Raw genomic sequence first — 24,737 nt, forward strand, 5'->3', positions numbered from 1 at the left:
CCAGCCAGATCTAGCTTCAAGAGACTCCGGAGGGACGCACGTGCTCAAGCCTATCTCGTTCCCCGATCTGCGCTCGGCATTCCTCGCCGACGGCGCGAGTAGCGGAATCCTGACACGCATTGCCGGTGACGGCAGCGAAACGGTTCTGTCGCCCGCCGGCCTGCGCGAGGCCGCCGACCGGATTGCCCGACAGCTCGACCATGGAGGAATCGGCCCCGGCGCTTACGTGATGCTCGTCATGCGCGACCCACTGGCCTACGTGACCGGGCTGTGGGGCTGTATCGCGGCAGGCTGCACGGCCGTTCCCATGCCGCCACTGGACAACCCGACCCAGCAGCAACGCACGCTGGCGGCGGCGGGCGTCATCGGTCGCTGCATCGTGCTCACAGACGAAGAGGACGCCAGATCCTCATTCGAGGGTACCGAGGCGATCGATCGCGCATACCGTCTGATCGGCGAGCGCTTCGATCGCATCGCCGAGCTGGATGAGACGCCATCGGCGACATCCCAGGTGGCGCCCCCGATTCATCCGGACGACATCGCCATCATTCAGTTCTCGTCGGGGTCGACGGCCGCCCCGAAGGGTGTCGAACTGACCCATCGCGCGGTGCTGGCTCAAATCGATGTGCTGCAACGTCATCTCGCGCTGACGGCAGACGACAGCTTCTTAAGCTGGATGCCCTTGTCGCACGACTTCGGGCTGTTCCACTTCCATATCCTGCCGCTGCTCGTGGATCTGCCTCAGGTACTGATGGCGCCCGACGACTTCGCTCGACGCCCCATTTCCTGGCTGCGGGCGATGGACAAACACCGCACCCGCCTCACCGGGGCCCCGAATTTCGCGCTGCAAATGGTGGCGAGCCTACTCAAGCCGAAGAGTGCCGCGCAGCTCGATCTGAGCGCACTGCGCAGCATCACCAATGGGGCCGAACCGCTGAACCCCGCGACCATTGCGGTCTTTCTCGATGCGCTCGCGCCAAGCGGATTGAGCCGCACGGCGATCACACCCGCCTATGGTCTTGCCGAGGCAACCCTGGTCACCGCGATCCGCACGCCGGGTGAGCCGCTTGCGGTAATCGCCGTCGATCGCGATCACCTCACCATCGGCGCGGAAATCGTCGAGCACGAGCCCGATGCCCCGAATACCGCCCATCTGTGCCTGCTGGGCCGCGCGGCATACGGTTTCGCGATGCGCATCGTCGATGAATCTGGAACGCCGCTGCCCTCGGGCACGGTCGGTCGTCTGGAGGTGCGCGGATCCTCGCTCATGCGTGGCTATATCAACGATCCAGAACACTCGCGAGCGGCCCTGCATGAGGATGGCTGGCTCGACACCGGCGACATCGGCTTCCTGTGGCAGGAGGAGCTGGTCCTGGTGGGCCGGCACAAGGATGTCATCATCGTGGCCGGTCTCAACTACCACCCGGCAGACCTGGAGCGGGTCGCCCAAGAGGCCCCGGGGCTCTCGGCTGCCAATCCGGTCGCCATCGTGCAGGCACGCTGTCCGCACAGCGATGAGATCCGGACGCTGTGCTTCGTCCGCTTTCGCGGCACGCCCGAGAAGGCCGAGAGACTGCAAACCGCGATCGCCGATCATGTCTTGGCCAAGAGCGGTCTCGCGCTCGATCAGGTCGTCCCGGTGCATCAGCTGCCCCGAACGACCAGCGGCAAGCTGAAACGCTACGAACTCGGACAGCACTTCGAGGCCGGCGCGCTGGGCGCCGAGACCGCCGACAGGGTGCGCGAGACGCAGACAGAGGCCGCTGCGTTCCGTCAAGCGATCGCGGGCGGCCATATCTCGGAGGTCACACGTCTGCTCTGCCGCTTGGCATCCCATCTGAGCGGCACACCGATCGAGCCGGAGTCGGGCTTGATGGACCAAGGGGTCAGCTCACAGCAGGCACTGGCGCTGACAGCTCGGATCGGCACCTGGCTGAATCGTCGCGTGAACATCGCCGTGCTCTTCGACCACCCGACCCCACGCGGATTTGCGCGCGCCCTGATCGCACAACACGCAGAGATCTCCCCCGCCCCGGCCCAGGTCGTGTCGGCTCAGGAAACGACGGCCTGCAGCATCGCGGTCATCGGGCTCGGCTGCCGCTTTCCGGGCGCGGAGAATCCCGAGGCATTCTGGGATCTTCTGATCGGCGACCGGAACCCGATCCGCCCGATTCCCGAGGATCGCTGGCCTGCCTCCGCCTGGCCCGAGGAGGCCCCCTGCCCCCCAGCCGCGCTGCTGGACGACATCGATCGCTTCGACGGTACCCTGTTCGGTATCGCGCGCGGCGAGTCCGAAGGTATGCAGCCACTGCAGCGGCTCTTGTTGCAGGTGCTCTGGCAGGCCTTGGAGCACAGCGGTCTCGACCCGGCGGCCCTGCGCGGCCAGCGGGTCGGACTCTTCATCGGACTGAGCGAAAGCGGGCTCGGTGCAGGGGACAGACGCCTGATGGACGATGCCGAGCGGCTCGGCGCCTATAGCGTGACGGGGCATGCCGGCAGCGTCGCCGTGGGCCGCATGGCGCATCTGCTCGACTTCAGAGGTCCCGCCATCGCCATCGACACGGCCTGCTCCTCGTCGTTGGTGGCACTGGACATGGCCGCACACAGCCTGCGCCAAGGCGCCTGCGATCTCGCGATCGCGGGTGGGGCCAATCTGATCATCTCGCCCGAGCTGCATGCCGGTCTGTCGCGCATGGGCGTCTTAGCCCCCGATGGCCGCTGCAAGACCTTCGCCGAGGAGGCCGACGGCTATGGTCGCGGCGAAGGTGCCGGGCTCCTGGTGCTCAAACGGCTCGCTGAGGCACGCCGGTCACAGGATCAGATCTGGGCGGAGATCCTCGGCAGCGCCGTCAATCATGACGGACAGAGTCAGAGTGTGACCGCTCCGAACGGCACGGCTCAGCGCGACCTGCTGCGGCGGGCGCTGCGGGAGGCCGGACTCGACGGCAAGGACGTGGACTGGGTCGAGACCCACGGCACCGGAACCCCGCTTGGCGATCCGATCGAACTGGCCGCGCTGCATGAGGTGCTGCGGCCCGAGTCACAGGCGCCCTTGCCGCTGGGCGCGGTCAAGAGCCGTATCGGCCATCTGGAGGCTGCGGCCGGAATCGCCGGTGTCATCAAGGCGATCCTGGCCATGACCCATGGACGCCTGCCGAGGAATAGACCGCGCAAGGCTCCAAGCAGCCGTTATGACTGGTCGACCAGCCCACTGACCCCGCTGGATCAAACACTGGATTGGGACGATGCGAAGCGCAGGGTTGCCGGCATCAGCTCCTTTGGCATGAGCGGCACCAACGTGCATGTCCTGATCGGACAGGGACAGGTCAGCGAGGCGGTCGCACCCATGCCAAACCGCACCCCGATCTTGGCGCTCTCGGCGCATACCCCGGAGGCGCTCCAGCAACTCCACGATCGCTGGAGCGCGCTTCTGTCCGAACGTCCGGCCGAACACTGGCCATCGCTGTGTGCCGGACAGGCCACCCGGCGCTGGTCCGGACCCTATCGGATGGCCGTGACGCGTCTGGACGCTGGGCGCGGATCCTCGCATCCGCCCGTCGTCAAGGCCAAGACCGTGACGCGTCTGCTGTTCTGTTTCACAGGCCAGGGGGCTCAATTCCCATCGATGGGAGCGGAACTCTTCGCCCAAGAACCCCTGTTCCGCGACGCCGTGATCGCAGCATCCGAGGCGGCTGGTCCCATCGACGGCAAGGACCTGCTCGCCTGGCTCTATGGTCCGGACGCAGCGGACGCTGCGCGCATGAACCGAACCGATCTGGCCCAGCCGGCGCTGGTGGCTGTGGCGCATGGCCTGATGCGACTCTGGGCGGACTGGGGAATCCAGCCGGATGCCGTCATCGGCCACAGCATCGGCGAGATCCCGGCCGCTCTAGCCGCTGGGCAGTTGGACCTGCAAACGGCCATGAGGCTCGCGGTGCGACGTGGCCAGGTGATGGAACATGCCGCGCCGGAGGGCGCCATGCTGGCGCTCAGGGCCGATGAAGAACGGGCGCTGGAACTTCTGCGGGGTTTCGATGAGGTCGTCATTTCCGGCTACAACGCACCAGGTTCGCTGACCCTGGCCGGCTCGGTCGAACAGATCGAGAGCCTGCTCGCCAGGGCCGAGGAGGCGGGACTGGCCGCACAAAGACTGCACGTCACCCGTGCCTTCCACAGCCCTCAAATGAGCCAAGCCTCAGCGGAGCTCGCCAACGGGCTGAGCCTCCCCGAGCGCGCTGGCGTCATTCCAGTCTATTCGACGGCAACCGGCGCCCTCCTCGGCGACAGCGAGATGACGCAACCCGGTTATTGGTCCTCGCAGATGCTGTCGCCGGTGCGCTTTCGACAGGCCGTGGCAACCGCCGCCGAGTCGGGCGATCTCATCTGCATCGAGATCGGACCGCGCGCTGTGCTGGCCAAGCTGGGTCCGGCCTGCGCGCCGGATGCCACCTGGATTGGCGGCGGGGATCGGCTCGAGGATCTCGCCCATGCCGTGGGCCAGGCATGGACCCATGGTGCCCCCCTGGATTGGCTACGCTATTTCGGGTCGCGCGGGGCGCCCGGCCAGGATCTGCCACGCCTGCCACTGAACGAGACACCTATTCCGCGCCGCACCTGGTCTGGCGCGGTGGTCGCGCCCAATGCGCCATCGGTTCCTCGAACAACGACTGCTGCATCGGACGCACCGCCACCAAGTGGCCATGCCCTGGACGCGATCGTGCTGCCGCTGACCAGCCGTGTCTCGGGCATCGAGACCGACCGAATCGACCCCGATCGGCCCATGGTCGCCTTGGGGCTGGACTCACTGGGCCTGGTGCAGATTCAGCGCTCGCTGGCGAAATCCTGCGGTCTCCAGATCGAGCTGAAGGCACTGTTCCAAACGCTCGATACGCCGCGCAAGCTCGCCGATCACATCGATGCGCAGCGACCGCAGCCAGCGCCACCCCCGACAGCAACAGCGGCCCCGGATTCAGCGCACCCCAGCCCGGAGGTCGTCGCCTTGATGCAGGAGCAGCTGCGCACCCTGCAACAGGTCATGGAGCGGCAGCTGACCCTGCTGGGCGCACCCGCAAGCGCTCCGAGCGAATCGGCCGGTCCGGCTAAAACGTCGCCTGTTCAGACACTGGTTCAGACACCGGCTCGGCCGCACGCCCGCAAACCGAATACAGGAGAGATCAAGGGACTGTTCCGCCAGCCGAGCCGTTCCGGTGTCGGACTCGATCCAGGTCAACGCACGCATGTAGCGCGTTTGACCCGGAGCTGGAATACCAAGTCCGCCGGCTCCAAGGCCGGGGCCGAGCGTGCCCGCAAGCGGGTCGCCAACAGTCGAGCGGTGTTCGGATTCGCGCCCGAGTACAAGGAGCTGACCTACCCGCTCATGGCCTCGCGCGCCCAGGGTTCACAGGTCTGGGATCTCGACGGCAACGCCTACGTCGATGTGACGATGGGATTCGGGGTCTATCTCTTCGGCCACAATCCGGACTTCGTCGCCCACGCCCTGAGAGAAGAACTCGACCGGGGCGCGCCGTTGGGGCCGACCTCGCCACTGGCAGCGGAGGTGGCCGAGCGTATCCACCAGCTCACGGGCGTGGATCGCTGCGCCTTCTTCGCGACCGGCACCGAGGCCATCATGTGTGCCGTGCGCATTGCGCGCGCCCTGACCAGACGGGATCGCATCGTCGTCTTCAAAGGGGACTATCACGGCAGCTTCGACGGCGTCCTGGCGACCGGCTGGATCGACGAAGACGGCAGCCCCCAATCGGCTCCGCTCACCGATGGCACGCCCCAGGGCATGGTGGATCCGGTCATCGTTCTCGACTACGGGGACATGTCCGGCCTCGACCTCATTCGCCGCCATGCCTCGGAGATCGCGCTGGTCCTGGTGGAGCCGGTGCAGAGCCGCAATCCCGAAAACCGGCCGATCGAGTTTCTGCAGGCACTGCGGGCGCTCACCCAGGAACGCGACATCCCGCTGCTGTTCGACGAGATCATCTCCGGCTTCCGCTTCGCGCCGGGCGGCATGCAGTCCATGCTCGGGATCAAGGCCGACCTCGTCACCTATGGCAAGGTGCTGGGCTGCGGTCAACCGATCGGCGTGCTCGCTGGCGATGCCAGGCTGATGGACGCGATCGATGGCGGAGACTGGGCCTATGGCGATGACAGCGGTCCGGGCACCCGCACCGCATTCGTCGCCGGCACCTTCAATGCGCATCCGCTCGGACTCGCTGCGGCGCGCGCCGTGCTGGACCGGTTGATCGCCGATGGAGGTGCACTGCAACAGGATCTGGCCAGACGCACCGAAAACCTGTGCGCAACGCTCGATGCGCTCTTCGAGACCGCTGCCATGCCGGTGCGCATGGAGCGGTTCGGATCACTGTTCCGCTTCGCGTTCGGACCCGGCATGGAGATCCTCAACAGCCATCTGCTGAACGGCGGCATCTTCGTCTGGGAGCAGCGCAACTGCTTTCTGTCGACCGCGCACAGCGACGACGACATCGCCAAGATCGTCGAGGCGACACGGCGCGGGATCGCCGCGCTCCAGGCCGCCGGCTGGCTCGGCCAGAGCCAGCGCCAGGACCAAACCGAGTCGGCGCGGCCAAGCCGGCTCCAGCCCGCAATCAGCGAAACGACGATGCGTCGCCATGCTGGAACCGCCCACCCAGGAACCTGGACCGATCTGGTGATCTTGCGTCTCAGCGTCGACAGGCTCGATCCGGACCGCTTGACGACAGCCTGGTCCGCACTCTGTCGGCGTCATGCCGCACTGCGGGCCTGTCTGGCGGCCGATGGCACGCGCTGCGTCGCCGATGGAATGGCGCCAGCACTGGAGCGGACGCAGCTCCCCGAGAAGCCCGAGTTTCGGATAGGGCTCGATCGATGGGCGCAGAGCGCACTCGCGAAACCCTTCCGGCTGGATCGCGCGCCCATCGAACCGGTGCTGCTCGAAACGGCGGCCGGAGAGCAGGCACTGGCCGTTCGAAGCAGCCATCTGGGCTTCGACGGCTGGTCCGTCGCACTCCTGCTGCGCGAGCTGTTCCAGTTGATCGATGACACGCCTCTGCCCGAGGCCGATCGCTGGAACGCCTATCTGGGCTGGGAGGCCCAGGCCGAATTCACACGGGCATCCATGCAGGCGCGCCCGATGCACCTACCCTGCGATGTCGAGCCGGCGTCCATGACGGCCGCCGGCGGGCGCATCACCCGCACGGATATCGGGACGCTCTTCGCTCGGGTGTCCGAGACGGCGCGCTCTGGCGGCCAAACCCCATTGGTCGGCATGCTGGCCGCCTTCGCACTGCTGATCCGTGGACTGACGGGCGAGGAGCGCGTGACCATTGGTCTGCCGGTCGCCGGACAGGCCCTGTCCGGCCTCACGGGACTGGTCGGCAATGTCTCCTTCATCCGGCCGGTGACCCTGGATATCGCGGACGCAATGACCCTGGCCGAACTGCGCCGCACCCTGCACCACAGGCTCTTGGAGCCAGGCGCCCATCCGCCGGCCGATGCCATGCCCGAGCGGCATGTCCTCTTCAACATCGACGGCCCGATTCGCTTTGGGGGTGCCTCGCGTCAGGTGGCGCTGCACTCCGTGCCGATCGTCGGGGCACGCGCGGATCTATTCGCCAACATCCTGCTGCTCGACGATCAGGTCATCTTGGATTTCGACTGGAACAGCGATCGCTTTTCGGAAGACAGCGCCCAGTCCTGGCTCGCCACCTTCCTCGAAATCGCCGAGCGTAGCTGCGCAGACCGAGCGGCCGTCGCCCAGATCCTCGCGGATCGCGCATGGCCTGCCCCGCCCGCAACGCCCGTGCAAAGAAAGGCGCCCCGAGCCGAGAAGCCCGCGCACCCCTCGACCGCGACCGAACAGACACTGGCCGATCTCTGGCGCGAGATCCTGGATACGGGCACCGATCTGGGATCGAGCGACTTCTTCGACCTTGGCGGCGGCAGTCTCCACGCGGTTAGGTTGCTGGCGCGGATCCGCGAGACCTTTGGGGTCGAGCTGAGCCTCGCTCAGATCTTCGGCGCCCCACTTCTGGAAGACATGGCGCGACAGATCGAGACCGCCGCAACCGCGGACGGAGGCATCGACCCCGTGCGTCCGATCCCGGCGCAGGTCCCGGCCACGCGCCAGCAGCAACAGCTCTGTCTCCTGGAGCAGATGAGCGAGGCCGGCCCCGCCTATAACCTCTGCCTGCGGTTGGACTTCGACTATCCACTCGACGCACAGACGCTCGGTGGCGCGCTGCGCCGAGTCGGCGCACGTCATACCAGCCTGCGGACCCGGCTGTGCATGGACGGTGAGTCCATCGTGCAGTCCATCGCGTCAGAGCCAGACATCTCGCTGCGTACGCTCGATGCGTCAACGGCCGAATGGATCGCGCCCTTCGTGCAGGAGCCGTTCGATCTGGCTGAAAGCCCACTGTGGCGCGCCGGTCTGGCGTTCCCAGGCGACGGCTGCACACTGGTCCTGGTCGTCCACCATCTGATCGCAGACGCCTGGTCGATGGAGATCCTGGCACGCGATCTCTTGGGCGCCTACCAGCAGATCCTTGCCGGACAGGATCCGGGCTTGATGCCGCTCGCAATCGACTACTCCGACTATGCGCTCGCACGCGCGCTCGGGACCGAGCACAGGGAGCGAGATCTGGAGCACTGGCGCACCAGCCTGCGCCACGCACCCCGATTGACGGCACTCGCAGGAGACGCCCCGAGACCGCCGACCAAATCCTTCGCCGGCCAGCAGACCAGGCTGACGTTGGCGCCCGCACTGCAACAGCGCATGCGCGGCCTGGCCAAGCGGCTGCGCACCAGCGTCTATCAGCTCGTCGTGGCCGCCATCGCCCAGCTCGTCGCCCGGCGCAACGGCAGCGGGAATCTGGTGTTCGGCTGTGTCGTCGCAGGCCGCGACCTGCCCGGCCTCGATCGGCCCATCGGCTTTTTCGCCAATACGCTGCCGCTGCATCTGGTCCTGCACGAGGACTGGCGTGCAGTGGATCTGATCGCGGCGGTACGCTCGGCCCTGATGGACGCGACCGAGCATTCCGGTTGCAGCCTGCAGGATATCTGCACGGCACTCCAACTCACCCCGGATCCAGCGGCCAACCCACTGTTCGAGATCTGCGTCACGCACGACGACCGCAGCGGTCTCAGCCAGCTTGGTGCCGAACTGGGGTTCGCATTCGCCGAACCGCCGTTGCCGACCTCGCAGTTCGATCTGTCCTTCTATGTCGTGGAAACAGGCGACGGAGTGAGTCTGGACCTCACCTATGCGACAGCCATCTTCCAACCGCACACCATCACGGGGATCCTCGACGAGATCGAGCGCATGCTTCAGGCCCTGTGCCACGATCCCGAGGCGCCGATCGCGTCCTGGTCACGGACGGACCAGCTCCGCGAGCCGTCCGCGCTGCAGAAACGGCTCTGGTTCGTGGATCAGTTCGAGAACGGCCAGCTCTACGCGACGGCGCCGACCTACTACAACATGGCCGCCACCTTCGCGCTGGACGCAAACGCAGACCCGGCGCTGCTACAGCAACGCTTCGAGCAGCTGCTCGCCGACACACCCGATTTTCGGGCGACCTTCAGGACCCTCGACGGCAACCCTCGAATCAGTGCGGCGAGCATCCAGGTGCCATCCTGCACGGCGATCTGCGGCGATGAGATCGACGCACAGGTCCGCCGCTTCATCCTCACACCCTTCGACCTGCAGACCGGACCACTGTTGCGGATGGCGGTCGTGGAGCACGCGCCTGCGCGGCGCGCGCTGTTGCTCGTCGGACATCACATCATCGTGGACGAGGCATCGCTCGCCGGAATCGCGGATTGGCTGAGGGTCGGCACCGAGATCCCCAAGCAAGCCGCGCCCGGTCAGAGTCCGGTACCGGACGCCAGTGTCTTGCAGCTTGAGCGGGATTTCTGGCAGCGCTATCTCGGTCCCAATCCGCCTCGGCTGCTGCTGCCGGTCGACCGGCCGCGCGCCGCCGTTCATGTCTTCGGCTCGGGCCTCAGCCAGGTTTCGCTGACCGCTGCCGAGTTCGCCGCGATCGAGCGGCTTGCAGCCGACTCGCATGTCGTGCTCGACGACCTGATTCTGACCGGATTCGTCGGCCTGCTGAGCCGACTCAGCGGTCAAGAGGAGATCGTGCTCGGACAGACCGTGCCGCGCCGATCCGGATACCCGCGCGGACAGGCCAACCTGGTCACGCTACGCATCGACCTGACCAGGCTCTCAGACACGACCGAGGCGATTGCCGAGGTCGCGCGCCACTCGACCGAGACGCTCGCCCATGCGCAGACCGATTTCGATCAGGTCGTTCTGGATCTGAAACCGGACAACGACATGAGTCGCACGGCGCTGTTCGATGTCCTCTATGTGCGTAGTGCCGAGCCCGTTGCGGGTCGGGGAATGGCCCCGGCCATCGGCTGGGGCAAATACGACCTGACCCTGGCGGCGAATCATGCGGGGGATGGCAGACTCGACCTGATGCTGGTCTTCAACAGCGAGATGTTCGACGCCGAGACCGTCGACCATTGGGGCCGGCTGCTGTGCCGTCTGCTCGCGGCCCTGTGCGCGCATGGCGATCGTCACTTTCTGAGTCTGCCGCTGGCGACGGGGACCGAGATCGATCAGCTCATCGCCGACGGCGGACCGCGCCGGACACAAGCAACCTGGCCCTATGCCAACCTGCCCGACGCGGTCTCGGATCGTGCGCGCCGCATGCCGGACATGATTGCCGTATCCGATGCGACCGGCACCCTCACCTATGCCGATCTGGAACTCCAGGCGCGCGCCCTGGCGCAAGCGCTGATCGCGCGCGGCGTGCTGCGCGGTGACCGCGTGGCCCTGATGCTGCCGCGCGATCGCGATACGGTGGTGGCGATGCTCGCGGTGCTCTGTGCTGGAGCCGCCTTCGTGCCCATGGATCTGAGCGCGGCCCCGGAACGGACGGCACGCATCCTCCAGGATGCGGGGGCCGTCTCGGTCATCGTCAAAGGCGCCATGGGTCGGGACCTGCTACCGCTGGACCTACCCCGCGTCGATATGACCCGACTCGCGGAAGACCGCTCCGGGGCCGAGCCTGAATGGCCCGAGGTACGTGCGACGGATGGGGCCTACGTCATCTTCACCTCGGGATCGTCCGGACGCCCCAAGGGCGTCATGGTCGAACACCGAAATGTACTGGCACTGATGCTCGGACAAGAGGATCTCTTTCCCGTCGCGCCCGGCGATCGCTGGAGCTGGTTTCACTCACCCGCCTTCGACTTCTCGATCTGGGAAATCTGGGGCGCACTCCTGACCGGGGGCCGGATCGTCGTGATCCCGGAGGCGGCGCGCGACGATTTCGCCCTGCTGCGCGCCCAGCTGAAGCAGCAGGAGGTGACGGTACTGAGCCTCACCCCCTCGGCCTTCAACGTCTTGTCGGATCAGGAGATGAACGAGGCGCAGGCCGACCTGGCCGTGCGTTCGCTCTGGCTCGGCGGCGAGGCACTCACGCCGACGCTGCTCCGCGCCTGGTCCGACCGCTATCCGGACTGTGCGTTGATCAACCTGTTCGGGATCACGGAGACGACCGTCCATACGACATTCCGGCGCCTTGCCAAAACGGATCTCGATCGCACCGACAGCCTGATCGGACGGCCCCTGCCCAGCTATGGGGTCACGATCCGCGATGCCGAGCTGCGGCCCGTTCCGGCCACCGTGCAGGGCGAAATCCTGGTCAGCGGATCCGGTGTCGCGCGCGGCTATCTCGGTCACCCTGAGCTGACGGCTGCACGTTTCGTCGAAGATCCCTATCGGCCCGGGTCTCGTCTCTACCGCTCCGGCGATCTGGGTCGCTATGACCTCGCGGGCGAGCTGACCTATCTGGGCCGCGCCGACAGCCAGGTGAAGGTCCGGGGCTTTCGTATCGAACTGGGCGAGATCGAAACGGCACTGAGCGGATTTCCGGGCATGCGCAAGACCGTTGTCGGGACGCGTCAGAGCGCAGGAGAGGAGACGGCGCTGGCTGCCTGGATCATCGCCGACGCGGAGCCGGATGCGGACCGCTTGAACGCCTATCTGGCCAAGGTCCTCCCCGCCTACATGATCCCCAAGCATCTCTATCGCGTGGACCACATCCCCTTGACGCTGAACGGCAAGGCGGATCTGCGTGCGCTTGCGGGCATGTGCGAGCGCCAAATCGGCGCGGCGAGCGAGGACGACGCCCCCAGCCCGGGGCTCGAAACCGAGATCGCCGTCATACTCTGCGAACTCCTGGGCCGCACCGAGATGTCGCGCAGCGCCAGCTTCTTCGCCTTGGGCGGGCACAGCCTCATGGCGAACCAGGCGGTCCTGCGGTTGCGAAAACGCTTGGGCCTCCAGCTGACGCTGCGCGATTTCTTCACCGCACAGACGATCGCCGCCCTCGCCGTCCTGGGACAGGACGGTCGGAACACGGCGACAACCGGCATCGCGCGCATCCCGGACGCGGACAGCTATCCGCTGTCGTCCGCACAACGGCGTCTATTCGCGATCCAGACCGCGCACCCGGACAGCGCGTCCTACAACATGGTCGGCGGTTTCATCGTCTCGGGCGCATTGGATCCAGACGCACTCGCCGCCGCCTTTGCCGATCTCGTGGATCGGCACGAGATCCTGCGTACCCGGTTTCTCATCCTGGACGGCGAGGCCCGTCAGCGAATCGATCCGCCGGGGCGAACCGTCGCACTCGACCTGATCCGCAACGCGGACGCTGCCGACGAGCAAGCCATCATCGATCGCGCACTGGACGCCGAATTCGCTCATGCCTTCACACTCTCCCAAGGCCCGCTGTTCCGGGTCCGCCTGACCGCATTGGGACCGGAGCGCTGGCTGATGGTGCTCAACCTCCATCACATCATCTCGGACGGCTGGTCGGTCCCCATCATGATCGCGGACCTGTCGCGTTGCTATGCCGCGCGAGCCGCTGGCAGCGGGCCGCCACAGCTCAAACCGCTGGCGATTCAGTATCGCGATTTCGCCAGCTGGCAGCAGACGGCTTGCGCGAACCCCGAGGCCGAGGCGGCATTGGCACATTGGCGTGCGCGTCTGGCCAGCGACGCCCCGCTCCAGACCACGCTGCCCACGGATTCGGCACGCACCAAGACCCGTGCGGGCCGTGGCGCCATGGCCCTTAGACGATTGGACGAGGAGCGCAGCCGCGCCTTGCGTACCGCAGCAGCACAATCGGGCCTGACGCTGTTCTCGGTCTTCGCGGCCACACTGCACATAGTGCTGGAGCTACGCGGCGAGAGCGGAGGCGCAACCGTCATCGGCACGGCGGATGCCGGCCGGGACGCGCTGGAAACCGAGGATCAACTCGGTTTCTATCTCAACCTCCTTCCACATGTCCTGAGCGGCTCCGCCGACCTGTCCATCGAGCGCTGGGTCGAGCTCAGCCGCGCCGAGACCGTCGCGATGCTGGCGCACAAGACCTATCCGTTCGACCGCATGCTGGAGGAGCTGGCGATCGACACCCTGCCCGGCCACAGCCCGGTCTTCGACATCCTCCTGCTGGTGCAGACCAATGCGGATCCGCAGACACGGCTCGGCGATCTGGAGCTCCGGATGCTGCCCGACCAGACCCGCACCGCGCGCTACGATCTGAGTCTGATGGTGGAGGATCGACCCGCGATCGAGCTCCTCATCGAATACGACACCGATCTCTTCCGTGCCCAGACCATCGACTGGGTCTTCGCGGATCTGCTATCGCTGCTCGACGCCTTCGTGGACTCGCCGAGTCTGTCGCCGCTCGCAATCTTGGGACAGACCGAACCGGCCATGGACCCTAGCCTCGGCCTGCTGGACCTGGCCGATCCGCTCATGGAGGTCTGAGCACGCCATGTGCGGGATTGCCGGAATCTATCAACACGGGGGCCTGCGGGGTGACGCCCAGACCATCCTGAAGTCAATGATGGCGCGGATCGTCCATCGCGGTCCGGACGAAGAGGGTCTGATGATCGGTGACAGGGTGGCCTTGGGCTGCCGCCGTCTGGCGATCGTCGATATCGCGGGCGGCCACCAGCCGATGTTTGCCGATGGCGGACGCATCGTCTCGGTCGCCAATGCCGAGATCTACAACCACCAGGAACTACGCGCCGAGCTTCGACTTCAGGGGGCCGAATTCGCGACGCACTGCGACGTGGAGGTGCTCCCTCATCTCTATCTTCGTGACGGGCTCCAGCTCGCCGAGCGCCTGAACGGACAGTTCGCCTTTGCCGTCTATGACGAGACCCGCGAGCGCCTGGTGCTCGGACGCGATCAGACCGGGATTGCACCACTGTTCTGGACGCAGACCGCCAGCGGCATCGTCTTCGGTTCCGAGATCAAGGCGCTATTGGCACATCCCGAAGTCGAGCGCCGGCTGGATCCGGCTGGATTGGACCAGATCCTGACCTTTCCCGGCCTGGTAAGTCCACGCACACTGTTCGCGGGGATCCATGCGCTCAAGCCGGGACACCTGCTGGTGGTCGAAGGAGACCGCTGCCGCGAGATCCGCTACTGGGACTATGCGTTTCCGACACACGCGGAGTGCGCCCAGACCGAAACCGATGAGGCCGAGCTGCTCGATGCGCTCGATGCCGCCTTGACCGGCGCGGTGCGTCGTCGGCTCATGGCGGATGTGCCGGTGGGACTCTATGTCAGCGGCGGTCTGGACTCCTCGCTGATCGCCGCCTTGACCCACAGGATCGCCCCCGAGCAGATCCGACACAGCTTTTCGATCACCTTCAACCGCCCGGAGATCGACGAGAGACGCTGGCAGGCGCTCATGGTGGATCGCCTGAGCACGGCCCACCATGAGATCGAATTCGACGAAGACGAGGTGCTGTCGAGTCTCAGAGACGTGGTCTGGGCCGGCGAGACCGCCCTCAAGGAAAGCTACAATGCCTGCACCCTGGCACTCGCCAGGCTGGTGCGGCAGCAAGGCATGCGCGTCGTCCTGACCGGAGAAGGCGCCGATGAGCTGTTCGGAGGCTACGTCGGCTATCGACTCGACCAAACGCGACGCGACAGCGGCGGGCTCGACCTCGACGCGCTGCTGGAGGAGGAGACCCGCGCCCGACTCTGGGGCGATAGCGGATTCTTCTACGAGCGCGACTACACGGCCAATGCCGAGCTGACCCAGGCGCTGTTCTCGCCCGAGCTGGCGGCGCGACGCCACGACTTCTCGGCACTCGCCGCATCGCCGGTCGATCTCGGCCAATTGGCCGGGCGGTCCGATTTCCACAAACGCTCCTATCTGGATCTCAAGCTGCGTCTGCCGGACCACCTTCTGGCGGATCACTCCGACCGCGTCGCCTACGCCGCAAGCGTCGAGGCCCGGTATCCCTTTCTGGATCCCGAGGTGATCGCCGTCGCGCGTCGCATCCCGCCCGAGCTGATGGTGCGCGGCGGCGAGGAGAAATACCTGCTCAAGCAGCTCGCGCTGAGATACCTCCCACCCGAACTCGTCGCGCGGCGCAAATTCAGCTTCGTCGCGCAGGGCAGCCCCCGGCTGCTGCGCCGGGGTCAGGATTGGATCCTGGACCTCCTGTCGCCCGACACCGTCGCAAGACGCGGGGTCTTCGATCCAGCGACCGTGGCGCGTCTACGCGCCCAATACGAGAAACCGGGATTCGACATCAGCCAGACCTACGAGGACGACTATCTCATGATCGTCCTGACCACGGAGCTGCTGATGGACCTGTTCGATCTCTCTTCACCCTGACAGGCCGCGCGTTTCGAGCGGCACACGTGAGCTGGGGAAAAAGCCATGACGATGCTCGATTACAGGACCGCCATTCTGCGGGCGGCGACCGATGCCCCTACCAAGGTTGCGGTCTCGGATGCGAAACGCTCAGTCTCCTACAGCGAACTCATGGGACTCGCCGGCGGCCTTGCCAAGGCGCTGCGCCCGATTCCAAGACCGGAACAGGGACCCGCCATCGTCGCGATCCTGTGTCGCGCGGGCAGCTTGCAGGTTGCCGCGATGCTCGGGGTCGCCGCGTCCGGATGCGCCTTCATGCCGCTCGACCCGGACCTTCCGCCAGCCCGCATTCGCGCCATGCTGGACAAGGCCCGCCCCTGTGCCTTGGTCCATGTGAGCGCGACCAAGGACTCGACCGTCTCGCTGGCACCCGAGCTCGCACGCATCGATCTGGAGGAACTGCAGTCCGAGACGCTGCAGATCGACGCCATGGCGCCCAATGCGCCCAGCTATGTCATGTTCACCTCCGGCTCCAGCGGCGAGCCCAAGGGCATCCTGGGGCGTCACAAGAGCCTCGATCATTTCCTGTCCTGGCAGCGAACGACCTTCCAGCTGACCAGGGACACGACGACCGCTCAGCTCGCGCCCGTGACCTTCGATGTCAGCCTGCGCGACACACTGCTGCCGCTGACGCTCGGCGGCAGGGTCACGATCCCGCCGCGCGAGGTGATCGCGGACCCGCCGAGCCTGCTGCGCTGGATCGAGGCGCAAGGCGTGACCCTACTGCATTGCGTCCCCAGCCTCCTGCGTCTGCTCACCCAGGCCCGTGCCGCGCAGCCCGAATCGGAGCGCGCCTCTCTGCACCGGCTGGAGTGGCTGTTCCTGGCGGGCGAACCGCTGTTCGGCCGCGACCTGATCGACTGGCGAGCGGTCGCTGGTGACCGGCAGCGCATCGTCAACCTCTACGGGCCGTCGGAGACGACACTGGCCAAGCTCTTCCTCGAGATCGACACCGACGCCCTGGTCGCGGATGCGCTCCTGCCCGTCGGGCATTGTCTACCCGACACGGCCGCATTGGTGCTGAAGGCGGACCGCCCGGCCCTGACCGGCGAGATCGGCGAGATCTGTATCCGCACCGCCTTTCCCTCTCTGGGGTATGTCAATGCACCCGAGGCAACGCGCGAGGTCTTCCAGAAGAATCCCTTCAGCGAACAGCAGAACGACATCATCTACCGCAGCGGCGATCTGGGACGCCTGCTGCCGGACGGTCGGCTGGAATGTCTCGGCCGCCGCGACTCGCAAGTCAAGATCGCCGGCAATCGGGTCGAGGCCGGCGAGGTCGAGCTGGCGCTGCGGACCGCGCCCGACATCGAGCAGTGCACGGTGGTCGTCAATCGCGAGGATCCGACCGACCCATTCCTGATCGCCTACCTCGTCGGCCCGGGCAACCGCGACGGCAACCGGCTGCGGGCGCATCTGGGCAGCCTCTTGCCAAGCTACATGACGCCCCGCTTCATCGTGCCGCTCGACGCGCTGCCGCTGCTGATGAACGGCAAGGTCGACAAACGGGCGCTGCCGCGTCCCGATGCACTGGTCCACGGCGCTGCAGGACCGGTCGCAGCGGCAACCGAGACCGAGGCGCTGCTGGAAGCGCTGTGGCGGAAGGTCCTTAAGGTCGATCGCATCGGTGTCGAAACCGCCTTCGCCGATCTCGGAGGCGACTCGCTGAAGGCCATCAAGCTGGTCGGCGAGATCTTTCGGGCCACCGGGCACAACATCAAGATCGCCGAGTTCTTCCAGGCCCAGACGATACGCAAACTGGCCGAACGCATCGTCCCTGGAACGGGCGCAGGCCCGACCGAGATCCCGCGCGCCGAACCGGCACCCCACGACGCCTTGTCCGACACCCAGGAGCAGCTGTGGGCCATGCAGCAGATCGGGATGAGCCCGGTTGCCTACAATCTCTGCTACGGCTTTCGCGCCGGGCCAGAGCTGGATCTCGACCAACTCGAACGGGCATTCCAGTCGGTGATGGCGGCCTATGACATCCTGCGCACCCGCATCACCGAGATCGAGGCCGTGCCGCGTCAGATGCTGGACCGCAATCTGGCGTTTCGGATCGAGCGCAGGGGGCTCACCGACGCGTCGGATGTCGATGCGGCAGCGGCCCGGCTCCTGATCGCGGAGCAGGAACGCCCGTTCGACCTGGCCCAGCCGCCGCTGCTCCGCGTCATCGCGGCGAGCGCTCCGGCAAGCCACGAGACGATCCTCATCGTCACCTTCCACCACGCCGTCTGCGACGGCGCGTCGCTCGACGTCTTCGTTCGACTGCTCGGCGAGGCCTATGCCACGGATGGCCCGACGCGACCGCCAAAACGCCAATATCGCGATGTCGTCGCCTGGCAGACCGAGCGCTTGTGTGACGAGAAGACGGTCCAGGGGCTCGGCCATTATTGGAGGGATGTACTCAGCGGGGCACCGGAATCGGTCGACCTGCCGGAGGCGAAGCCACGCCCGGCCCGCCAAGCGTTCGAAGGCCGCACCCTGCAGCATGAGCTGCCGCGCACACTCGGCGACGGCTTGTCTGCGATGGCTCAGGCGCGCGGCACCAGCCTGTTCAATCTACTGCTGGCCGGGCTGGCGATCGCCATGGAGCAGCGCTCGGGTCAATCCGACATGGTGATCGGCACGCCCGTTCTGGGCCGCAACCATCCGGACCTGGAGGATCAGATCGGCTTTTTCGCCAATACCCTGCCGGTTCGCGTGCGCCTGGATGCCGAGGAGACGGTCGCCGAGCTGATCGATCGCACGACGAGCTCCGTGCGCGAGGCGCTCGACCATCAGGAATGGCCCTTCCAGCGCATGATCGCGGATCTGGGCCGAGCGCGGGATCTCTCCCGCAATCCGATCTGCAATCTGCTCTTGGTCCTCTATGATGCCGACCGTCCGGAGCTGGAACTACCCGGCGTCACGCTGGCCCCACTGGGTCGCGACACCGAATGGCGATTCAGCCGCTTCGACCTCGTCTTCCACGTCACCCAGGACCGTCAGCGTGGCACCTTCGCCCTGGCCTTGAACTACGACACCGCCCTCTTCGATCCGGATCAAGTCGCGCGCATGGCCCGGCATTACGCGGTCATTCTGGAGCAGCTCGCGCCCAGGTGCGAGGCGCGTGTCGCGGACTTGACGCCCTATGACGCCAGTCAGGCCGGGCTCGTGGCCCGGCTGGACAAGAGCCGTCAAGGACGCCTGGCGCAGAGCCTGACCCAACTCTTCTCGGACATCGTCGATGATTGCGCGCACCGCATCGCGGTTACGGACGAACAGGGCGAGCTGACCTATGCCGAGCTGAACCGACTGGGCAACGGCATTGCCCGCGACCTGCTCGCGCGTGGTCTGAGGCCCGAGGAGGCGGTCGCCGTGCAGGGTGCACGCTCGATCATGGGCCTCGCCGCGATCCTGGGAATACTCAAGGCCGGCGGCGCCTATGTCGCACTCGACGAGCGCTGGCCTCGGGCGCGCATCGACTCAACGCTGGAATGGGCCGAGATCCGCTACGTCCTGACCAGCCTGCCGATGTCCGATGCGCCCGCATCGCGGACCCTGATCGACGTGCGTCAGACGCGCCCGAGCGATGAGGACATCGATCGAGCGCACCCCGAGGGACTGGCTTACATCCTGTTCACCTCCGGCTCGACCGGCGAACCCAAGGGCGTGCTGATCGAGCACCAGGGCGTTGCCAACATGATCCTCGAACAAATCGCGCTCTTCGGGATCGGACCGAACAGCCGCGTGCTGCAATTCGCCGCCCCGGTGTTCGACGCCTCTATCTCCGAGATCTTCACCGCACTGCTGGCTGGCGGACGGCTGCTGATCCCGTCGCAGGCCACGGTCGAGAATCCGCCCGTGCTCCGCCATTTCATGGAGCGGACCGGTGTGACCATCGCGACCCTGCCGCCGAGCTATCTCGCCGTCATCGGCGAACATCTTCCGGACAGCCTCGAAACCCTGATTACGGCCGGCGAGCCGGCACGCGTCGAGGATGCTCGGCGCTTCGGCGCCAGGCTGCGCCTCTTCAACGCCTATGGACCCGCAGAAAACGCGGTGTGCTCGACGGTCTTTTTGACCGGACCCGAGACGGCGGGACCTCGGATCCCGATCGGCACACCGATCAAGGGCTGCGGCCTCACCCTTCGCGACCGCAAGGGACGCCCCTGTCCGGTCGGCGTACCGGGCGAGATCCACCTCTATGGCACAGGGCTGGCGCGGGGTTATCTGAAGCGACCCGATCTGACGGCCGCCGCCTTCACGGAGGGTCTGGACGGAACCGAAAGCCGCGTCTATCGCACGGGCGACATGGGCTATCTGCGCGATGACGGTGAGGTCATCTTCACCGGACGTAACGACGACCAGATCAAGGTCGCCGGTCAGCGTCTGGAGCTTGCCGAGGTCGCCGCGACCCTCAGAGGAGCCCCGGGCGTCGCCGAGGCCGTCGTGACCCCACTGGGTCAGGATGGCCAGTATGCCTCGGTTGGCGCCTGGATCCTGCGCGAACCCGCAAAGGCCAGCCTCTGGCCGTCGATCGCCGAAGACTTCGTCTACGACGATATCCTCTACTCGGCCATGGCCACCGACCGCAGCCGCAACGCGCGCTACATGGAAGGGTTCCGTCGCTATCTGCCAGGCCAAACCGTCGTCGAGATCGGACCGGGACCCTATGCGATCCTCTCGCGCATGGCCATCGAGGCCGGGGCGCGCCTTGTCTACACCATCGAGATCAACCCAGCGATCGCCGAACGGGCCAGGGCGACGGTCGCCGAGCATGGTCTTGAGGATCGGATCCGAATCATCACGGGCGACGCGACCAGAGTCACCCTGCCGGAGAAGGTCGATTGGTGTATCTCGGAGATCGTCGGCTCGATCGGGGGCTCCGAAGGCGCGGCGGTCATCCTGAAGGCGGCCCGGGCGCTGCTGAAATCTCCCGAGAAGATGCTTCCGCGCCGCAGCGAGACACGCATCGCCGCACTGGAACTGCCGCCCAGCGCAATCGAGCCCGGCTTCTCGCCCCTGGCCGCGCGCTATGTCAGAGACATCTTCGCGCAGCGAGGGCGCCCCTTCGACCTGCGACTCTGTCTGAAGCGTCTCGATCGGGAGCGCTTACTCACCGGATCCGACCTGTTCGAGCGCCTCGATTTCACGCAGGACTGGGCCTTGGAGGACCGGCATGAGATCGCGCTGGAGGCGCTGCGTGACGGTTGGTTCACCGGCTTCCTGCTCTGGCTGACCCTGGACGTAGGCGCGAACCGCGAGGTGGACATTCTCAAGACGACGTCGAGCTGGCTGCCGATCTATATCCCGGTCTCGCTCGATGGATTCGCGATCAGAAAAGGGGATCGGATCGCGGGGACCCTGACCCGCACACTGGATAGCGACGGTCTGCACCCGGATTTTCAACTCTCCGCCGCGATCCTGCGCGACGGCAAGACGCTCCATACGCTTGAGATCGCCATCCCTCACAGACCCCAGGGTTTCGGTGACACGCCACTGCACCCGCATCTGTTCGACACCAGCGGCGCACCACGCGAGGTAAACGACGGCCTTCTCGACACTGTGCGAGCCTATGCGCTGCAGCACCTCCCACGTTACGCCGTGCCCAGTATCCTGCGCGAGATCGAGACCCTGCCACGCACCGTCAGCGGCAAGCTGGCGCGGGACGAGCTGCCCGACCTGATCCCCTCGGCAACCGAACAGAGCGATGAGGCATCGGGCGAGGTCTCGGAGATCGCAAAGACGATCGCCGAGGTCTTCGCCGAGATCCTCGGACATGCATCGGTCGATCCGCATCGCTCCTTCTTCGGGCTCGGAGGGGATTCCATCGCGGCCATTCGCGTCGTTGGCGCACTGGGGAAACAGGGACTCAAGGTCACGGCGACCGATATCTTCCAGCACCAGTCCGCCGTCGCGCTCGCCCCGCATGCCCGTGACATCAGCCTGACGCGCACCGAAGAGCACCTGGGGCCGATCGCACTGCACCCGATTCAACACTGGTTCCTGTCGCGCTGCGACGGTGACCTCAGCAAACGGTTCAACCAATCCATCCTCATCGATCTGCCCGAATCCTCGAAACCGGACCGCATCGAGCGCGCCCTGGCAGCACTGACGAAGCGTCATCCGGCACTGAGCTTCCGGCTGGATCGGCAGCAGGCACGGCTCGAACCATCCGGGACGCGGTGCGCGCTGGAGCAGCACGATCTCCGGACCCATGGTGCAAGGGAGGTGGAGACCTATCTCGAACGGCTCGCCGAGCAGGTGCATGCCGGTTTCGACCCCGAGACCGGACGCGTCCTCGCCGCCCATCTGCTGCGCCTGTCTTCGGGCGAGCGTCTCTTCCTCGCCGCACACCACCTGGCCGTCGATCTCCTGTCCTGGCGGATCCTTCTAAACGATCTCGCGGTTCTGCTCGAAGAGCCGGAGACCGCCCTGCCCTCGCCCGCGACCAGCTATGGCGCCTTGACCGCCGCGCTGGCCCGGGAGGCCCAATCGCCGACCACGGTCTCCGAGCGGCACTACTGGAGCCGGGTCGCGGCCGTCTGCAGAACCCTCGGTCTGCCGATCAAGCCAAACGGCAGCGCCCGCAACGCGACGCACCGCTTCGAGATGACGCTGACCGATGACGCACTGAGCCCGGATCTCCTGGGACGCAGAAATGGACGCGACCCCATCGCCAGCGGGCTGCTGCTGGCCATGACCGAGGCGGCCCAACAGGTCTTCGGCTGGTCCGAGACCGTCATCGACGTCGAGACCCATGGACGCGACCTGCCGGCGCACATGCCGGCCGCCGGAGACCTCGTCGGCTGGCTCACCCGCATCACGCCGGTCCATGTGACCGCCGGATCCCGAGACGATCCACTCGCGGCACTGCCGCGAGGAGGTCTGGGGCACGCCCTACTGGCCTGGATGCACGAAGACGGACGGAATCTGCGCGACGCACAGGCCCCCTTGGCGCTCAATTATCTGGGAGACCTGTCCGGCGACGGCCCGGCAGATCGGCTGCAGGTGGACTGGAACGGCCTGGGCAACCCGATCGACCCGAGCTCCCGCACCGGACATGCCCTCGCCCTGCTCGCCCATCGGGTCGCGGAGGGTCTGTACCTGTCGGTCACGGCGGACCTCGCACTCATCGACGAGGAGCAGGGACAACGCTTCGTCGAGGCGCTACGCGATGCGCTCGACCAATCCAGCGGCATACGCCACGCGCACCGGGCGAGCGAACTGGATATGGACGATCTGGCGGATCGGCTTGGTTTGTCACCCTAAATCCGCCCAAGGCATTGACCAAGCCGCCGCTACTGGCGGCCTAAGCGAGATGGAGCAAACGATGCTCAATGCCTCAATTTACGCAATAAAGAGCGCAACCTAAACCGTATGCTTAATCGCTCGTTATTCGTGATCTCTTGCTGTGCATGAATTGCGGAAAGCGAGTCCATGATTCCTCCCAACGCTTTTTCCATCTCGGAAAAATCGGGATTCGGCGAGGCATGACCAAGAGATGAAACACCACTAAAATTGAGTTCTTGCCTTACTTTCGTCGCTTGCCGTACAGATTGGGCCGCAGGGGTGATCTCGGGGTCATAAATCGCAATCCATGCTCCGAAATGAGGAATAAAGCGATTAAACCCACAAGCAGCAAGATCTGTGTCAGTCCAATGAGATCTATGAGTCTCGTATGGATAGCCTGGAACTTCTTGCGGCATGACTTTTTTGGGGACCGAAATTATCGCCTTCTTCCCTATCCTCTTGAGATGCGACAGAAACTCAATCCCTTCATCGCGATCAAAATGCTCCAATATAGCAAGCGCCAAAACAAGATCGTATGATTCATCATCCAATTTTCTCAAAATATCCAGAGCATTACCACAACTCACATCGTCGTAAACCCAGGAAGGTATGTACGGGATATAAGCCGCCGTACCTTCAATCCCATCGACACGAACTTTCCATTTTCCGCCACACTCCTGATCAAGCTTCGACATATAGGATTCATCATCATATAAATCCAGAAATACACGACAAAGCATTCCATATAGACCGAGCCCACAACCAACATCCAAAACGGAGTTGGGCTGCATTCTTCTTATCTCCTTTACAACGGGTGTTATTTGCTCGCAATTACTAAACGGCATATATTATCCTTAACAATAACAGCTCTTTAAACTTCAAGAATACAGCGATCTAACTTCACCAACTTCTTGATAAGAAGGTTCAAGATCGCATTTGTAGCAAAGAGACGGCAATTCCGAGTCCTTAATAAAGCCATTACGGACCGCCTCAAATGCCGCCCCAAGCCAAATACTTTCGATACTACTTGCTCTCACATCACCCATACTATACCCGTTTCATACGAATTTTCGGCTCAGGCTCCCTCGTTAACCGTCTGCCCGCCATGGTAATCTCCAGGCATGAACGACTACCGACTGAGCGATGAAGAGCTGGCTGAGCTGCGTGCGGCCCACCGCAGGGTGCGCGACATCCGCGAAGCTTACCGCATCAATGCGGTCATTCTGCTTGGTCAGGGTCGTGGGGTGAAGGACATTGCCGATGCACTGCTGCTGGACCCTGAGACGGTGCGCAGCTATTTCAAGCGCTACCAGAAGGGCGGCCTTGATGAGCTGCTGCGCATGAGCTATGTGGGCAGTGAAGCGTTGCTCGATAGCACCCAGTTGCGTGAGCTGGATGCGCATCTGCAGAGCACGCTGTATCAAACTGCAGCGGACGTGGCGCGCTACGTCGAGCAAAGCTGGGACGTGCGCTACACACCCAGCGGCATGAACGCGCTGCTGCATCGCCTCGGCTACGTCTACAAGAAACCGACGCTGCTGCCAGGCAAGCATCAGCCGGTCGAGGTTCAGGAGGCGTTTGTCTCCAAGTACCAGGATTTCAAGGACAAAAAGTCCGAAAAGGACGTGATTGTCTTCATGGACGCGGTTCACCCGCAGCACAATCCGGTGCTTGGCTGCGGCTGGATCA

6 protein-coding genes are annotated in these 24,737 nt (G+C 65.3%); 4 read left to right on the forward strand and 2 right to left on the reverse strand.

Annotation, left to right across the window (positions count from 1 at the left end; genetic code table 11):
* Positions 1 to 40: 40 nt before the first annotated feature.
* Genes THIDRDRAFT_RS17380 through THIDRDRAFT_RS17390 form a run of 3 tightly spaced genes read left to right on the forward strand, consistent with a single transcriptional unit; the run spans position 41 to position 23,027 of the window.
* Positions 41 to 13,858, forward strand: coding sequence for a hybrid non-ribosomal peptide synthetase/type I polyketide synthase (locus THIDRDRAFT_RS17380; RefSeq protein ID WP_007042205.1), 13,818 nt, complete (start codon positions 41 to 43; stop codon positions 13,856 to 13,858).
* 7 nt (positions 13,859 to 13,865) lie between these two features.
* Entirely contained in the window at positions 13,866 to 15,731 is a 1,866-nt protein-coding gene (gene asnB / locus THIDRDRAFT_RS17385; RefSeq protein ID WP_007042206.1) for an asparagine synthase (glutamine-hydrolyzing), read from the forward strand.
* 45 nt (positions 15,732 to 15,776) lie between these two features.
* Positions 15,777 to 23,027, forward strand: coding sequence for a non-ribosomal peptide synthetase (locus THIDRDRAFT_RS17390; RefSeq protein WP_007042207.1), 7,251 nt, complete (start codon positions 15,777 to 15,779; stop codon positions 23,025 to 23,027).
* Positions 23,028 to 23,092: 65 nt separating this feature from the next.
* Here THIDRDRAFT_RS17390 and THIDRDRAFT_RS25755 read toward each other — a convergent pair whose 3' ends face one another.
* Both THIDRDRAFT_RS25755 and THIDRDRAFT_RS27345 read right to left on the reverse strand, forming a co-directional pair.
* Positions 23,093 to 23,839 (reverse strand): class I SAM-dependent methyltransferase, encoded by a 747-nt coding sequence (locus THIDRDRAFT_RS25755; protein ID WP_007042208.1) that lies wholly within the window; start codon positions 23,837 to 23,839, stop codon positions 23,093 to 23,095.
* A gap of 87 nt (positions 23,840 to 23,926) precedes the next feature.
* The gene (locus THIDRDRAFT_RS27345; RefSeq protein ID WP_139058787.1) at positions 23,927 to 24,094 is read right to left on the reverse strand and encodes an SPASM domain-containing protein; all 168 of its coding nucleotides are present in this window, start codon (positions 24,092 to 24,094) and stop codon (positions 23,927 to 23,929) included.
* Between the two features lie 75 nt (positions 24,095 to 24,169).
* On the opposite strand from THIDRDRAFT_RS27345, the gene THIDRDRAFT_RS17400 reads away from it, so the two are divergent.
* The coding region (locus tag THIDRDRAFT_RS17400; RefSeq protein ID WP_007042209.1) for a winged helix-turn-helix domain-containing protein at positions 24,170 to 24,737 on the forward strand (568 nt) is incomplete at its 3' end.

Source organism: Thiorhodococcus drewsii AZ1 (assembly GCF_000224065.1).
Lineage (GTDB): Bacteria > Pseudomonadota > Gammaproteobacteria > Chromatiales > Chromatiaceae > Imhoffiella > Imhoffiella drewsii.

Excerpts from the sequence above, each read along its gene's own strand:
- asnB (WP_007042206.1), top strand. The coding sequence starts at position 13,866 with ATGTGCGGGATTGCCGGAATCTATCAACACGGGGGCCTGCGGGGTGAC.
- THIDRDRAFT_RS25755 (WP_007042208.1), bottom strand. The coding sequence starts at position 23,839 with ATGCAGCCCAACTCCGTTTTGGATGTTGGTTGTGGGCTCGGTCTATAT.
- THIDRDRAFT_RS27345 (WP_139058787.1), bottom strand. The coding sequence starts at position 24,094 with ATGGGTGATGTGAGAGCAAGTAGTATCGAAAGTATTTGGCTTGGGGCG.
- THIDRDRAFT_RS17390 (WP_007042207.1), top strand. The coding sequence starts at position 15,777 with ATGACGATGCTCGATTACAGGACCGCCATTCTGCGGGCGGCGACCGAT.